Genomic DNA, 15,018 nt, shown 5'->3' with positions numbered 1-15,018 from the left:
TCCAGCCGTCTCACCCGTGACCTTGTCGTTTTCGCTGTGACTGCACAATAGATGCACCCGCGTCATGCCGCCTAAGTCCCGCTCTTCCATGAATGGCCAGAAGCAAATTCGCTATTTGTCATTCTGATCCCCATCATCGCTGGGCGGGCCCTCCGCGCAACCAGGGCGCGACGCGCCGGCCACGATCCGAGATTTCGTTCGGCGCTCCTCCGTCGCTTATTTCCTCGCAAAATCTTGGCTCGCTCCCGGTTCCCCAAGTTGCACTCCGGCCCCTCGTACCCAGCGGTGGCTCCTCTATCAGAACGACGCCGAAATCTGACAGGCACAACCGGTGCCCGCCAGTTGATAAAGGAGAAAGGCCATGGAAAAGTTCACCATCAAAACCCCCGCCGACGTGCTCAGTTTCATCGGACACACCCTGGGGTTTTGGCCCCGCGAAAGCCTCGTCTGCATCACTCTCGCCGATAACCACGTCGGCGCCACTCTGCGCGTTGACCTGCCGAAGCCCGGAGCAGAAATCAGCTATGCACAAACCGTCGCCCGATACTTGGCCCACGATGCTAAGGCCGCCAGCGTGCTCTTCGCCGTGTACACGTCTCTGCCCGCAAGGGCCGGCCTCGCAAGGCCGCACGCCGCAACCATCGCTGCATTGACTGGCGCCCTTGCAGAGCGGGGAATGTCCATCCGTGACGGACTCCTGGTAGGAGATGAAGCAGTTTCACAATACGACGGCGACCCCGGTGACGGACCGTCTCTGCCCCTGGCCGCAACCGAGTACAGCCAGATCAACGCCGAATTTGTCTACCGCGGCAGCACCATCGCCTCCACAAACCGGATCGCTCTGCCGGCCCCTACCAAAGAAACCCAAGCCGCGGACGCCGTCGAAAGGTGCGTGAGATCCATTCAGCGCCTGAACGTAGGCACTGCGATGGATCAGGCCTGGAAACTCTGGACCGGAATGCTCGACGCGAAGACTTACCCGACCGACGAGCAAACCATCGGCCTGATCGCGAACCTCCAGTTCCCCACCATCCGGGATCAACTCATGGCCGACATCCCCGGAATCGACGAACCACTCGACCGGGTCCTCCTGGCGCAAACGCAGTGCAGGCCGCAATGGTCCCGCATCGAATGGGCGGAACAGCTGCTGGTACACGCTTACACGCACAGCAGCACCAAACATGCGGCGCCGATCCTCACCGCGATCGCCTTCATCAATTGGTGGGAAGGCCGAGGAAGCAAGGCACACCAGTTCCTCCAGCTCGCCCTCGAAGCCGACCCGGACTACCGTCTGGCCAGGCTCAGCGACCAGATGATCGGTAGCGGAATGGTCGCCGGCTGGACCATGGACAGGAACACGGCGTATCGAAATCCCGGGCTCGAAGCATCCTGAACACGTATCGAGAGATTGATCTGCCCGGGGAACCGGCAGTCAGGCTGACGCCACACGGTTTTGGAGCCAGCCAAACACCGCTGCGTCCCACCCCTCCGGATCGACATTCCACTCCTGCGTGTGCTCCACAGAGGGAAAAGTCACCAGCGTGGCCAAATCACGACGGCGGTCGACAAACCGGCGGGAAACCGCGAAGGGAGTCGACCGGTCCCTTTCACTGTGGATCACCAGTACAGGAAGGCGGAGCTCGTCAGCTCGGGCCACCCCATCCAGGGCCCTCAGATTCAAGCTTGTTCCCAGCCCTGCGATCCAACACAGCCGAGGTGACCCAAGAATCCGCAGCCCCAGGGCCGCAATCCAGCGCGGAAGCATGCTGGATCGGGCGTTGGCCATCAGGGTGCTCTTCCAGTCAATAACCGGTGCATCGAGAACGAGCCCGGCAATGCGGTCCCGGAACTCCGACTCCAGGGTCAACTGAAGGGCAATCGTGCCGCCGAGGGACCACCCGAACAACACAACTTGGCGCGCGCCCTGATCCACGGCATATGAGACAGCCGCGTCCACGTCGCGCCATTCGGACTGTCCCAGGTGGTACCGCCGATCCGTTGACGCCGGCGCTTCCCCATCGTTCCGGAATGAAACCACCAGAGAGGTGTATCCCAGCCGGTCCGCCACGGGTACACCGCGCAGCGCGCCGGATTTCTTGCCGCCCAGGCCATGGATATGGATAGCCCATGTGCCGGAATCTCCTGCGGCGGCTGCAGTCGGTGGGAACTGCCAGGCAGGCGCAATGCCGTTCTCCACGGGAATCCCCACGCTTTTGTAGGGAAGGCCAAGTGGGTTCGGCGTTGGATAGACGTATCCGCTCCAGACCCCTGCCCTGGCACTCAGCAGGTCCCCCGAGTCAACCCGTTCAACCAGTCGCGTCACCGTCCCGACGGCGGCGGGGCCGGAGCCGTCGTCGGTGGCCACGATCTTTCCGATGCAGGCGTGGCCTGCGCCATTGGAAAACCAGATGCTGTAGCGGCCCGGAACCGTGGTCCGGGGTGATGCGGGCAGTTCAATCAGCAACGAATTGTTGCTGTCGCGGAACACCCTGCGGATCGGCAGATCCTCAACTCGCCGCGACGTGGGCACCACAATCTGACGCGCGAAATAGGCAGCAGCAAAAAGCGCTGCGGCGCCCGTCATGACACCTCCGATGACCACGCCAACAACGGTCTTACGCATCGCCGTCATCCTCTGGTTCTTTCATGCGGTCGTCGATTACTTGGCGTAAACGCAGCAGCGTGGCGGGGGAAATCGCCTGAAGCTGACGGGCTGCAAAATTCCTGACGCGATTTTCCCTCAGCGTCCGCAACAGTTGAAGCTGGGCATCGACCAGATCGGGGATCTCCCCCGTGTCGTCCAGGAGATACCGGGAGTCGACGCCAAAATAGTCGGCGAGGTTCTGTAGAAGCGCCGTGTCCGTCGCCATGGGACCGTCGCCACTGCGCATGTAAGCCCACCGCGAGCGGGACAAGGGCGTTCCACGGTCTTCCATGTGCCGGCTGATCTGCGGATAGGTTAAAGGCGAAAAGCCTTGGGCCTCAAAAAGATCCAGGAGGAGATTCAATTTTCGGGCGAGGCGTGCTTGCGGCGTTTCCGAGAGCCCGCCGTCGTTATCTGTCACGAATTCACCTCCCCCTTGATTGACGTCCTGGCTCCCCAAGACCTGGGTGTGGAAGCCCGGGTTCCGAGATGCTCCTCCGCTTCAGCCAGTACTTGAATATCACTCTCCCCCAGTGACATGGCAAGTTCAGGGTCGACCAAGAGGGCGTCCTGGATCTCCACCAGCATCCGGTGGAGACGCTGCTTGGACGCATCCCGCGGGTCACTGGCCACCGCCGGAACATTGAGCCGAACCCCGGAGCGAGCCGCGGTGGTTCGTTCCCAAGGCTCAGCTAAGCGGTCGAGGAGGACGGCGGCACTCCGGGAATCGGACCTGCGCTCAAGGCCACGCGCGACAGGCGGCAAGGCAAGGCCCACGCACAGAAACGCCATTGCTCCGAATACCGCGGCGTCGTACACGTAGGAAAGCCACATCATCGACTCAATCTCTCCCATCAGGTGCAGGACATCCATGCCCAGCACCGCAAGAACGAGCACCACGGCCAAGGAACAGCCGACGCCGATGAAAGTGAGTGCGACGCGGAAATACGGCCTCGCCATCTCGCCACGGAACTTGAAGCACGTATAGCCGGTGACGGTCACCACCACCCCGATATAAAGGAACTGGATGCTTGAGTACGCGGCGGCTGCCCACTGGCTGCCAAAGTCCTTCATAAAAGAGGTGGACGTCCGCGGAGCATCAACCAGGCTGAAACTGAGAATCAATGCGACGACGACCACTCCCAGAAGGGCCAATCCGCCCCAGTTTTGCCGGTCCGTCGTCTCGTCTGGATCGGCCGCCCGCAGGATTGCCCGGGACAAGAAATAGATCCCGACGACCATGAAGATGTTGGCCACCAGGTCCAGGACATTGCGGCCGCCGAGAAGCCGGTCTCCCTCGAGGTAGATCGTGTCGACGTTCAGCGTTAATGCGGTGGCAATAGTCACGGCCGCCACGATGATGCTGTGGTCGCTGCGCCGCTTCATGCTTGGAAGGAGGCACAGAACCAAGCCCCAGATCACGGCGGCGGCAAAGACCTGGATCACCCCAAAATCCTTTCAAACGACCGGGGCTCTATGCTGCTGTCCCGAATTGCAGCGGCGAAGAGATCCGCCAGGGTCTCGGCGGCGGCTTCGATGTGATCCAGGAAGTCACTGCGCCCCAGGATGCGCGAGACTTTCTCGCCGGAAAGATTAGGAAACAGGGTTTCGGCATAGTTCGCGGACACCACCGCCTCATCGTGGCGGAGCACCATATGTCCGAGTTCGTGAAGGATAAATTGCTGGCGGTGAAGCGACGACGGCGTTGGCGCGTGCAGGATGATCTCCCGAGTATTCGTGGACAGCCACAGCCCACAGACCGTTCCGCTGTTCAAAGACTCACAGACGTCGATCACAATCCGCCGTCCGCGGACTTTCTCAATGATCGAGATCAGACGGTCCAAGGAAAGGCGGCGTGGCAGCTTCAGCGCCCGGAAGCCCTCCGCAGCGCTGCGCGCCGGCGAATATTCAGAGTCAGCAAAATCTCCCATTGGAATCCCATCATCTGGACTGCTGACTCGTATCGACGCCCGCTGCCCTTCGACGAATCGGCCCGCTCATGTGCGCCCGCCAAGAATCGCCTACCACCATTGAACGCCTGTGCTCTGGACATGTCCAGAGCCCCAAAACCGCACCACCCTCACACCTCTGGCATCCAAGGCAGTCGCCGTGAGCGCGTACTCACGGCAAGTCATGTCGCAGGGCGCGCCGGCGTTGATGAACAACTGTGAGCGGAAAGATTTGCGGGGAATGCGGCGAGCGCTTCGAGCCGTCGCGCACGTCGCAGCGCTTCTGCGCTACGCGCTGCGCCAACCGACAGCGTGATCGTCGACGGCGGCAAAGTGCAAAGGGGGCGCCGCCCTCACCCGGCGCTGCGCTCGCTACGCCCGCTCCACGTGCCAGAGCATCGGCCCCAGCGGAACCCCCGCACAACGCCGAGGCCAGTTTGTCTGCAGCCCCCGGGAAGAGCAACCGGCTCCTGGATTCGCTGCATGCCCAACTCCGATCCCAAGCCGTAGACATCGACCATTTGGCAGCAGAGAACTCGGACCAGCGTGCCATCATCAAGAGCCTCCGCGTCGAAGTCGCCAGCCTGCAGGCCGCGCAGGGAACTGACGCCCAGGACTTGGCTCGCCTCGCAGGCAAGCTACTGGCTCTATCCCAGGCCACCGGCCTTGAAATAGACGACACCACGAAAGCCATATTCCGCCGGCGAGGGTGGACATCCTCCAGCCGCCATCGGGAGGCACAGAAGCCATGACCATGTCTATTGCCCGGCTATCCGCCCAGTCGGGCCTGAAGTACCTTTTCAAGACCACCATGCTGGACGATCGGACAGTCGCTCCCGCCGATGCCACCACGTACTACATGAAAACGGGCACGCCGCAGGGCCGCTGGCTTGGTTCCGGCCTGCAAGGCATCAGCCGGACCAGAGGACAGGCCGTCACGGAATCCGACGCCAAAGCCGTTTTCGATCAGGCTGTCCACCCGGATACAGGCACTCCCCTGGGGCGTCAGCACGGCCAACCCACCGTCTTCCAGAACAGCCAGGGCCGAACCGAAACGCGCCACGCCGTCGTCGGATTCGACCTCACGTTCAGCGTTCCCAAATCCGTGTCCGTCCTCTGGGCCCTGAGCCCCCGTGCTCTTCAGGACCAGATTCTCCAGACCCACCACGACGCCGTCGACGCCACCATGCAGTGGCTCGAAGAATCGGTCATCCACACGCGGGCCGGCCGCAACGGCGTCGCCCACCTCGGCACCGGCGGCACCATAGCCGCCACCTTCGACCATTGGGAGTCCCGTGCCGGGGATCCTCAGCTGCACACCCATCTGGTCATCGCCAACCGCGTCCAGCGGATCACCGACGGTGCGTGGGTCACGCTGGATTCGCGGACGCTCTACAAGGCCGCGGTCGCTGCCAGCGAGCACTACAACGGTCTCCTCTTCGACGCACTCCACCGGAATCTCGGCACCGACGCAGACATCCGCGAACCGGCCGCGAACACGCACAACCCCAGCCAGCAACTCACCGGCGTTGACCAGGTGCTGGTCCGCGAATTCTCCAACCGCTCCCGCCTCATCGACCTCGAAACCGATCGCCTCGTCGCCGAATGGACCGCCAGCCACAGCACTCCCCCAACCGCCACAACCACCATCAAGCTCCGGCAGCAGGCAACCCTTTCCACCCGCACGGCCAAACCTGAATCCGCCGCGCCACTTCATCAGCTCTCCGCACAGTGGCAGGCCCGCGCAGCGGCCAACGGCTTCGAGCCCAGCCTCGTTCTCGCGAACACCGTGCGACGCTCCCACGCAGCCCCTTACCGCACCTGTGACTTCACGGCCGACTGGATCGACGCTGTCGGCTCACTGACCCGCGAGCGCGTCGCGATGAAACGCGCCACCTGGAACCGGTGGAACCTCCTCGCGGAAGCCGAACGGGTCTGCGCCGACATTCGCTGCAACACGCCGGCGGGCCGCAACACCATGATCGATGCCGTTGCCACCGCCGCTGAAAACCAGTCCGTTCCACTCAACGAGTACCGTTACACCGCCCCCGTCAGCGCGCAGCCTGATCTCCGCTTCGCAAACCGCAGCATCTTCGACTTCCACGGTTCCCGGCTCTACACAGACACGGCGACCCTCGCCAATGAGGCTGTCGTCATGGCGGCAATGAACGACGACGGCGGCCCTGCGGTGAGCGCGGCCGTCGCCATGGAATCGCTCGCCGGCTACAAACACCGCAGTCGGCTTGAACTTCACAGCGACCAGCTCGGGGCGGCGGCCCAAGTGCTGCTCAGCGGCAACCGGCTTGATGCCGTCGTCGGTCCCGCCGGAACCGGCAAGACCACCACTCTCGGCGTGGTCAAGGCAGCCTGGGAAGCGGAATTTGGGGCAGGTGCCGTCGTCGGACTGGCGCCGGCTGCGGCGAGCGCCGAGGTCCTCGGGCGAGAGCTGGCAATGGCCACGGAAAACGTCGCGAAATGGCTCTACGAGTCTGTCGGCCAGGGAGCCGGCCATCGGGCTGCACAGTTCTTCGACACGGAGCAACAGCTCACCGTCGGCGCTACTCCCGGCCCGCTGTCCCTTCAGCTCGCTCAGAGAGCCGCTCGGCTCGCTGCCGAACAGGACAGATGGAGGTTTCATCCGAACCAGCTGGTCGTCGTCGACGAGGCTTCCATGGTGTCCACCCTTCAGCTGTCCGCGCTGGTACAGCAGGCGCGGGACGCCGGATCCAAAGTGCTACTGGTGGGCGACCCCGGGCAATTGGATGCCATAGATGCTGGCGGTATCCTCGGATGGCTGGACCGGCAGGGCAAGACGGTGCGGCTGAGCACGATTTGGCGGTTCGAACAGGAGTGGGAGCAGGACGCATCGCTGAAACTCCGTGCCGGGGACTTCGCGGCAATCTCCGACTATGACCAGCACCAACGCATCCAACACGGATCGTACGTCGACATGGTCGACGAAGCCTATCTGAGCTGGCAATCGGACCTCCATGAAGGCAAGTCGTCCATTCTCATCGCGGCCGACAATGACACGGTCAGCATGCTCAACCAGCGCGCCCAGGCCGACCGCGTTATCCACGGTTCCGCAGACGCGGAACACACTGTTCCGCTCAGCGACGGATCGCGGGCCGGCGCTGGCGACACCGTCATTGCCCGCCACAATGACCGCACCATCACCGACAGCAGCGGTGACTTCATCCGGAACGGAACCATGCTCGACGTCGTCCGAACTGGCAGGCGCGACGGCTCACTTACGGCGGTTCGCCGGGACACTGGCGCCATGGTTGCTCTTGGCCAAGAGTATGTTGAGACCTCGGTTGAGCTGGGATATGCGACGACGGCCCACCGTTCGCAGGGCATCACCGTGGACACCGGACACACTGTGGTCACACAAGGACGACTCACCCGCGAGCTGCTGTACGTGAGCATGACCCGCGGACGATCGGGAAATCACGCGTATGTCAGCGAAAACGATCCTTCGAACGACGAGCCCCTGGATCCCTATTTGCAAGCCTCGTGGCGCCAGATCCTTGGCGAGATCCTTGCCGCCGAAGGCGCCGAACGCACAGCCCACGAAGTCCGCGACGCCGAGCATTCGAAGGCGGACAGTCTGGAACACCTCAGCGCTGAATACGACTACCTCGCACAAATCGCAGCCGCCGAGGACCTTGCGGGGTTCCTTGAGACTCGCTCTCCCGGCAGGGCGTCCGAACTCCAGCAGTCACCTTCGTGGGGAGCGGCTGTCGCAGCCTGGCGCCGGTCGACTGGCGTTAGCCGTCAGGGCACGCAACGTGTTGTCATCGCTGCCCTGGAAACAGGCGCGTCGGCTCGAGGTATGGCGGCTGTCGTCCACTCCAGACTCCGTCAGTTTCTGACCGGGATGCCCGCCAATGGCAATGATCCCTTGGCTGAAACTGTCCGCACCTCTCGTCCCGATCTGGCCGACATGATCTACCAGGTTCAGAACCGGATCCAGCAGCGGATGAACCGTGTCACCCACGACGCCATGATGCGTGACACCGAATGGAAACGGACGCTTTTGGCGACCTTGGGTCCAAATGCTCTTCCCGAGGACGCGACCAGCGTCATTCGCCAGGTCGCCATCCACAGGGACCGTTGGGGTATCGATGATTCGCACCTCCCGTGGGGCCCTGTTCCGGACTCCTACGACAGGGAGCAACAGGAGCAGCATGCAATTATCGGCCACCTTGTTGATCGAGCCGCTCTCTCCTCAGCCCGCCACCTTCAAGCTTCGAAGTGGATTGGTGTCCCAATTGCTTCGGAAGAACGTCTTATCAATGTCGGCTGGCAACTCTAAACTAGTCGAGAAGGTAGTCCATGGATGCAAACCCAGTCCTGAGACCGAAGCTTGCGACACCTGCGTTGGTTCTGACTAGCGTGGCTCTCTCGATGTGTGTCACATACCTTCTGGGAATTATGGCCGCCAGCTGGCCGCCTACATTGCTGCTGCAAGCGATGGCCCCTGCAGCCCTCCTGGCCACCACTGTTGCTGGCGCCGTTTGGTTGGTGCGCCTGCGCCGGCTTCGTTCTTGGACAGCGGCCGCAAACGAAAAGTGGAATCGCTTCGACGAGGCAAAGCTGGCGCACCAGACCACAGCAGAGGTCACAGTTCTGAGCGTCGATTCCCTCGAACCCACGGGATCCTGGATAACGATCAGGTGGAACCGTTTCGAACACATTCAGCGCGCCTGGATCGAAGTGCTGCCCGATCCAATCTGGCCAGGCTCAGTTCTGCTGATTTCCCCGGATCCATCCCAAGTCAGGCCGGGCGCCCCTTGGCCAAGTACCTATTACATCCAGGCTCCGAATTGTCTCGCCTGGGCGCCAATCCAACGGTTATGAACAGGGCTGCACTCCACGATTAAGCCGATGGGCGGCAAAGCCCCATTTGGCCGAGCAATCGGCTCTGAGATTGCACGCGGCCGGACAGGATCTAAAACAGTCACGGAAATGATCCTCACGACCGTGAACCGACCACCCAGATCATCGGCAAAGTGATCGCCCCGTTCATGGTCGACATTGTCCAGATCCTGGTCTTCTTCAGCATCAACGCCGTCGGCTACCTCTTCCTCCTCGACAAACTCGACATACCCGATGTGGACCTCTCAACCGTAAGCTTCGAGCCCAGGACCATGATCCTCGGGGCTTTGCTGCTCGGCGGTTTCACCGACTTCAACAGTGTCCTGGTCGCGATCAGCGCGATCATTGGCTGGGCACCGCCTGTGGTGGCTTTGGCTTTCAGCGCGCATTGCGCTTTCAACGATGTTCTTGGTCCGTTCTGTCTTCTTGGCGATCGCGGCGGCCGAGACGCCGATGCGCGAGAGCCGGCGGTAGGCGTCTGCCTCGTCGGCTTCGGTCAGTTCGGTGGGCTGGATGTTCTCCACGACCTGCGCGTAGAGTCGGTCGGCTTCTTCCGGGCTGGCCACGATCATGACGGGGATGGAGTCGCGTCCACAAAGGTGAGCTTGCCGTGCGCACTCGTGGTATCAAGCCACGGCTCAGCCAGAGAAGGGAATCTTATCCCCCTGCTCCCCAGCACTGTCACAATGTCAGCCAGGTCCGACTTACTGCGCCCCAGCCTGGTGAGGTCAGCAACCATCAGGACATTGTCCGGCTGCAGGTAATCCAAGCATTCCATCCACCGCGCCCGGTCCTACGTCGCCCGTGAAGCGTATTCCTGGCAACCTGGGGATCCAAAGACTGTCCCCGGGGGCTGACCCTCGCATAGCCGATCACGTCGCCCGACACGTCAAACCTACCAACGTAGCTTTCATTTCAGAAAACCAGTTCTGGCCAACACTACCGAGGCATACCGGTTGTTTTTCGTCCTATTTTTCGGATTCCGTCGCCGAAACCGACAATGGGTGTTAACGCCATATGAGAAGGCCCTGCTTCCCTTGTAAACAAAGGGAAGCAGGGCCTTTCGCTTTGTCTGGAATGGTTCTGCGGTAACGCAGCAGTAACAGAATTCTTGTGGCACTCCTACCTTCCTACACTCCGCACGTGCGCTGCACCATCGCCAGGACTCCCCTGCCGGCCCCTACGAATTTGTCGGACGCCTGCCTCCGCATCTACGTTGAAGGGCATGGGCAACAACGATTCTTTTCCAGCGGTGTTTTCTGACCTGGTGGAACTTTGGCGCAAAGCACCGTCTCCTGTTCGTTTTCCGGCCGGTGACTGGACCCGAGAAGACAGGTCCAGGGCCGCCGCAGATGCCCTTGGTTGGGGTTGGCTGGTTCGCATGATCCGCAGTGCGGAGGCTGCCGTTCTTTTGCAGAAGAATGGATTTAGGCAGGAAGCGGCACCCCTGGAACGCACAGCGTTGGAGCATTCGATGCGACTGCACTGGGCCATTACCGCGCGGACCACTGCCTTCGAAATCGCACTTCGGACCCGGGGTGCGTCGATCCGGAGGATGAAGAAGGCACAATCTGATAGCTGGTCGTTCACGGACGAGCAATTGGCCACAATGGATGCGGAGATGGACGAGGCCAGCGAGGATTTCCAGAGTCAGGATAACCTCCAGCACCTGAAGCATGTCGTTGACCAGGACCCGGCCTTGAAGTCGTCCTACATCGCCTGGCTGAAGTTGTCACAGTTGGCCCACCCGACTATCGAGAGCGCGCGACCTTACTACGAGAAGATGTCGAGCGACCCGGGGTATGACCTCCATATGGAGCCGCTACATCCGGCGGACAGCGTAGAAAGTCGCATGTCTCACAGCCTGATGTTGGGCCTGGCCGGCTACGCCTCGATCGCGGGGCTGGATGATCACTTCCTCGATCCGCTTGATAGGATCGCAGCCCGCTGGGCCGCCTTGGTCAAGGGGGACGAATCCGGCGCTTAGCCGAGTCCGGCCCAGCAGCTCAGGGTGAACCTCAGTCTTGTCGGATAATGAGCTGTTCGACCTGCTCGGGTTCACTGCTGAGGTCTTCCGCCCATTCGGCCATGCACCTTGTGTACCGGAGATAGCTACCGGACCCGTGCCAAGTGAGCCAGAGGGGCCGAGTCCCCGGGTGGCTGGCGGTGCGACTCGATCAAACCTGCCCGGCAGGTTAGGGGCACCCTGCGCATCAATACTGACCGACTACCGAGGCACTGCGAGCCGTTGGCACCGGCCGTGCACTGATCGCGGGAGCTCGTCAGAAGGGTCGGCTATGCATAACAAAATCGTGACGCAAGGCTTGCCCAGCCGGAAGGGACTTTCTTCTTCGGTTCTACTCATAGGATCGATCAATGACGAAACTCTTCCTCTTCCACGGCGGCGCTCCTGGGCTCGAGGACAGCGGCCTCATATTGCCACCCAGCAAGACTGGAGCCTTGTCCACCACGCTGCAGTCAACTTTGGATGGCGGTCTAACCGACATAGCCCAACGGCCGGACAAGGTGTACTTGACCTCGGATGTAAAGCTGGCCCGGGTGTACGCCGGCATGTGGACCGACCCAACAGCCAAAGCCCAGCGGGCTGGCGGCGGGTCGGTCTATGAGGTCGAAGTTGAAGACGGAAGCTTGGTGCCGGATGAAGACCTTAAGTCCTTGCTCGGGGTCTCGTTCCAAGCCGATTCGGCCGTCATCGTCCGCGTCCAATACAAGAATGTTCCCTTCAACAAGGAACAGTTCGCCAAGAAACTGAACAACGTTCTCCGGGATCACGCACGTGCCAAAGGAACGAGCTGACATGATCTTCAAGCAACCCCACCCAAGGGACTCTGCCTTGATTGCTGACGAAAATGGCCTTGCGGGGTCACGAACGAGCGAATCGGCGCGGGCCTGGGCGGGGATGCGGCTAGATTTCGCCGAAATCAGTGATTGGCATCAAGCAAACACTGAGTCATACACCGCTGCGCCAGGGTCGCTTCTGCACGTTGCTGACGCCCTGAGCGAACCCCATCAGGCTTCCCATATAGTCGGATACCTCCTGCTCACCGCAGTGGACCATCTCCACGCCCTCAAAATGGTGATGGTGGACGCCGGCTCGCAGCACATATTTGCCCCGTACACCCTGATTCGTGGAGCAATCGAGAACGCATCCACGGCTCTTTGGGTCCTGCAACAGGATGATCCACGCTCGGTCGCTGTACGCGCACTCACGCTGGAGTATCGCGGTCTCCTTGATCAGAGACGCGCAGCCAGAACCGTGGACCCCAAGGCTGAGATAGACAAAGATCTCCTAAACATCTTCACTGCTTGCCTGGACCGGCACGGATTTACCCAAGAAGAAGTTAAGTCGGCTCCCCAACATCTGCCCCTCATCGAAGAAATTTCCAAGCACTTCCACATTCGAAACGCCGCACTGACCTGGCAATTTTGCTCAGCAGCTGCCCATGGCCGCCAATGGGCTTGGAGGTACCTGACTCAGTTTCAAGCCCAGGACGACGACGGGGCCTCCAAGGTCCTCAACGGCCAGTTGACCTCCAACGACACGATCATCGCGAATTAACTCAACACTGCCTGCGATGTAGTGCGGAAGGCACTGGGCGTTCGAAAGCTTCATTCCCGGATCGCCTCCCATACCGGCACTAGTTTCGTAAAACCGGAACTTGCCCTCCACGTCGTCCGAGCCGGCCTTTACGTACCCGGCCGACATTAAATAGTCGGCTTGACGTGCCCTTCCTGGAGCATCAATAGCCTGATCAGAAATACCCCTCAGAATGGCGGCACAACATCGGCAGCCGCCGGTTCAGATATCGTAGCCGCGTGAGCGATGACATAGCAGGAACCTTCTGGGCAGGCAGTGGCCCACGCGTCTCAGGGACCCTAACGTTGGATCCAAGCAGCTATTCTCTGGAGCTTGAGGGATTCTGCGTCACCCCCGAAAGCCTCGACATCCAGCCAGGCTACGTGGCCGTCAGCTCCGACCCCGCAGCAATCACTGCGGATTTCGCGCCTCGCACCATCCTCGGTGAGCTGGATGGGCAGGCCAGCGTAACGCTTCTCGGTGCCCACATGGACACCGGCTCTGTTCTTCTTGGTCCCCTTACTCAGAGGTTCACCGGCTCCTCTTATGTCCTGGGCACTCACATCGATAGCGATGAGCACCCAATTCGTGGCATTCGGTGGGCTTGGAACTTCTCATCCGGTGACGCTGGATGGCTTAACGACCCTCCGGCTGCTGTTACCAACGGCCCTTTGCGCGGTGCACTGAAACCTTGGGCCTTTGAGAACAGACCAGGTCTGGAAATGGAGCTGTCGGACCCCGCTGAACTACGCGTCGTTCGGCAGGGAGCCATGACAGCGATCACCCAATTCCTGGTGCTGTGGACCGGTTGCTCGATTGATCTGTCTCACGTGGAGATTCAGCTTGAAGACAAAAATTGGTACAAATGCTCACCACCCTCGTCGGACGGGGGACGATTTTCGAGAACTAAGCTTCTGCCGCTCAACGAGATCACACTCCAACACTTGGCTCGCTGGTTACCTATGGCGTTCAAGCTGGACCCGCTGCCCTACATTGCTTCCGCCAGAGCCGGCGTACTCCAGATCGACGCCCAGGCGGTAGCTACTGCCCTTGAGGGACTTCACCGTCGGTTGATCGGGGACCGCCGCCGCCCCTTCGCCCCACTCAGTAATGGCGTTGTAAAGCGCGCCACGCGCGCAGCACGAAAAGCCGGCGTCAAGGTTCTTGTCGAAAGCGGCTTTGAGGATGAAGCCCTTGCTGGCAGGTTGTTCAGCGAAGCCCTCAACCATATCGACCAGCCCAGCTACCAGCAACGTGTGGCGGAGTTGGCAGCCCCAGTATTGAGTATGGCGCCGGGTCTCTGCGGGCCGGACCTGACCGCTTGGGTCAAGACCATGAAGAACATCCGCAACGATCAGAGCCACCAGCTGCTCGATCGCTTTTACGACGAAGAAGTGACCCAGTACCACATCGCCAGCCTCTCGGGACGGTGGGTCCTCAAGCTCCGGCTCTTGATTGAATTCGTTGATCCCGTCCGGCTGGGCTCTGCCCTTCGAGAGGCACAATCCTTCGCCTTCACGCTGGCCAATATGGACGTCGAGCATTATTGGACAGGGTTCTCCTGCTTGCGAACCTTCCGTGATTCTGGTGAACATGCTTCGACGGAAGGGACAGGTTGATGCAATGACCCAAGTCGCGGCACAGGGGCCACACGCTGTCGGTTGTTCCTAAATGCTGAAGGGCCGGCACTGTTCAACTTGCCTGAAATGTCAGGTTGAAGTCTATGAGTTTCCGGAAATTCGGCCGAAAAATAGGGATTCCGCCCCTAACCTGACACCCATCAGGCCGTAGATCCGTCGTCGAGTTGGGTTATGCCCTAATCGGACAGTCAGAACGGTCCGTCACGGCCATCGACCACCTTTGATACCGACCCTGGATTCTGACCAGCTACACTCTTTCATCCTGATTCGGCGTTCCGGCCGCTCAACCCCAGCTGCCGACCTTGG

The 15,018-nt window shown here is 61.0% G+C and carries 13 protein-coding genes; 7 read left to right on the top strand and 6 right to left on the bottom strand.

Going from position 1 to position 15,018, the window contains the following annotated elements; translation table 11 throughout:
* Window positions 1-361: 361 nt before the first annotated feature.
* On the top strand, window positions 362-1,393 hold the full coding sequence (locus tag AC50X6_RS12950) for a DUF4192 domain-containing protein (RefSeq protein ID WP_494966615.1): 1,032 nt from the start codon (window positions 362-364) through the stop codon (window positions 1,391-1,393).
* Between the two features lie 39 nt (window positions 1,394-1,432).
* On the opposite strand, the gene AC50X6_RS12945 is transcribed toward AC50X6_RS12950, so the two are convergent.
* Genes AC50X6_RS12945 through AC50X6_RS12930 form a run of 4 tightly spaced genes read right to left on the bottom strand, consistent with a single transcriptional unit; the run spans window position 1,433 to window position 4,575 of the window.
* On the bottom strand, window positions 1,433-2,623 hold the full coding sequence (locus AC50X6_RS12945; protein ID WP_494966614.1) for an alpha/beta hydrolase: 1,191 nt from the start codon (window positions 2,621-2,623) through the stop codon (window positions 1,433-1,435).
* A complete protein-coding gene (locus tag AC50X6_RS12940; protein ID WP_494966613.1) occupies window positions 2,616-3,065 on the bottom strand; it encodes a hypothetical protein in 450 nt (149 codons plus the stop codon). The genes AC50X6_RS12945 and AC50X6_RS12940 overlap by 8 nt, the downstream gene beginning before the upstream one ends.
* Window positions 3,062-4,090 carry a hypothetical protein gene (locus tag AC50X6_RS12935; protein WP_494966612.1) on the bottom strand — a complete coding sequence of 343 codons (1,029 nt, stop codon included), beginning with the start codon at window positions 4,088-4,090 and terminating at the stop codon, window positions 3,062-3,064. Before AC50X6_RS12935 ends, AC50X6_RS12940 begins: the two co-directional genes overlap by 4 nt.
* Window positions 4,087-4,575, bottom strand: a complete 489-nt coding sequence (locus AC50X6_RS12930) for a hypothetical protein (RefSeq protein ID WP_494966611.1) — start codon at window positions 4,573-4,575, stop codon at window positions 4,087-4,089. Before AC50X6_RS12930 ends, AC50X6_RS12935 begins: the two co-directional genes overlap by 4 nt.
* A 539-nt stretch (window positions 4,576-5,114) precedes the next feature.
* Between AC50X6_RS12930 and AC50X6_RS12925 the strand changes: the two genes are divergently transcribed.
* Window positions 5,115-5,345 carry a hypothetical protein gene (locus tag AC50X6_RS12925; protein WP_494966610.1) on the top strand — a complete coding sequence of 77 codons (231 nt, stop codon included), beginning with the start codon at window positions 5,115-5,117 and terminating at the stop codon, window positions 5,343-5,345.
* Window positions 5,342-8,911, top strand: a complete 3,570-nt coding sequence (gene mobF, locus AC50X6_RS12920; RefSeq protein WP_494966609.1) for a MobF family relaxase — start codon at window positions 5,342-5,344, stop codon at window positions 8,909-8,911. Before AC50X6_RS12925 ends, mobF begins: the two co-directional genes overlap by 4 nt.
* Window positions 8,912-9,719: 808 nt before the next feature.
* Here mobF and AC50X6_RS12915 read toward each other — a convergent pair.
* Both AC50X6_RS12915 and AC50X6_RS12910 read right to left on the bottom strand, forming a co-directional pair.
* Complete coding sequence (locus AC50X6_RS12915; protein WP_494966608.1) at window positions 9,720-10,046, bottom strand: hypothetical protein; 327 nt, start codon at window positions 10,044-10,046, stop codon at window positions 9,720-9,722.
* Entirely contained in the window at window positions 10,043-10,213 is a 171-nt protein-coding gene (locus AC50X6_RS12910; RefSeq protein ID WP_494966690.1) for a recombinase family protein, read from the bottom strand. The genes AC50X6_RS12915 and AC50X6_RS12910 overlap by 4 nt, the downstream gene beginning before the upstream one ends.
* A 486-nt stretch (window positions 10,214-10,699) precedes the next feature.
* Here AC50X6_RS12910 and AC50X6_RS12905 point away from each other — a divergent pair, with 486 nt between their 5' ends.
* The 4 genes from AC50X6_RS12905 to AC50X6_RS12890 all read left to right on the top strand — a co-directional run bounded on the left by AC50X6_RS12905 (window position 10,700) and on the right by AC50X6_RS12890 (window position 14,691).
* The gene (locus AC50X6_RS12905) at window positions 10,700-11,461 is read left to right on the top strand and encodes a DUF5677 domain-containing protein (RefSeq protein ID WP_494966607.1); all 762 of its coding nucleotides are present in this window, start codon (window positions 10,700-10,702) and stop codon (window positions 11,459-11,461) included.
* Window positions 11,462-11,850: 389 nt separating this feature from the next.
* Complete coding sequence (locus AC50X6_RS12900) at window positions 11,851-12,291, top strand: hypothetical protein (protein WP_494966606.1); 441 nt, start codon at window positions 11,851-11,853, stop codon at window positions 12,289-12,291.
* Window position 12,292: 1 nt separating this feature from the next.
* Window positions 12,293-13,054: a hypothetical protein gene (locus AC50X6_RS12895; protein ID WP_494966605.1), complete on the top strand. Its 762-nt coding sequence runs from the start codon at window positions 12,293-12,295 to the stop codon at window positions 13,052-13,054.
* A gap of 257 nt (window positions 13,055-13,311) precedes the next feature.
* The gene (locus tag AC50X6_RS12890) at window positions 13,312-14,691 is read left to right on the top strand and encodes a HEPN domain-containing protein (RefSeq protein ID WP_494966604.1); all 1,380 of its coding nucleotides are present in this window, start codon (window positions 13,312-13,314) and stop codon (window positions 14,689-14,691) included.
* The last annotated feature ends 327 nt before the right edge of the window (window positions 14,692-15,018 follow it).

The sequence above is a fragment of the Pseudarthrobacter sp. HLT1-7 genome, assembly GCF_059383435.1.
Note: the sequence above shows the minus strand (reverse complement) of the source record. Positions and strands in the feature narration are given on the sequence as shown.

Coding starts and splice junctions, on each gene's coding strand:
- AC50X6_RS12950 (WP_494966615.1), top strand. CDS start 362: ATGGAAAAGTTCACCATCAAAACCCCCGCCGACGTGCTCAGTTTCATC.
- AC50X6_RS12945 (WP_494966614.1), bottom strand. CDS start 2,623: ATGCGTAAGACCGTTGTTGGCGTGGTCATCGGAGGTGTCATGACGGGC.
- AC50X6_RS12930 (WP_494966611.1), bottom strand. CDS start 4,575: ATGGGAGATTTTGCTGACTCTGAATATTCGCCGGCGCGCAGCGCTGCG.
- mobF (WP_494966609.1), top strand. CDS start 5,342: ATGACCATGTCTATTGCCCGGCTATCCGCCCAGTCGGGCCTGAAGTAC.
- AC50X6_RS12915 (WP_494966608.1), bottom strand. CDS start 10,046: ATGATCGTGGCCAGCCCGGAAGAAGCCGACCGACTCTACGCGCAGGTC.
- AC50X6_RS12910 (WP_494966690.1), bottom strand. CDS start 10,213: ATGGTTGCTGACCTCACCAGGCTGGGGCGCAGTAAGTCGGACCTGGCT.
- AC50X6_RS12905 (WP_494966607.1), top strand. CDS start 10,700: ATGGGCAACAACGATTCTTTTCCAGCGGTGTTTTCTGACCTGGTGGAA.
- AC50X6_RS12900 (WP_494966606.1), top strand. CDS start 11,851: ATGACGAAACTCTTCCTCTTCCACGGCGGCGCTCCTGGGCTCGAGGAC.
- AC50X6_RS12895 (WP_494966605.1), top strand. CDS start 12,293: ATGATCTTCAAGCAACCCCACCCAAGGGACTCTGCCTTGATTGCTGAC.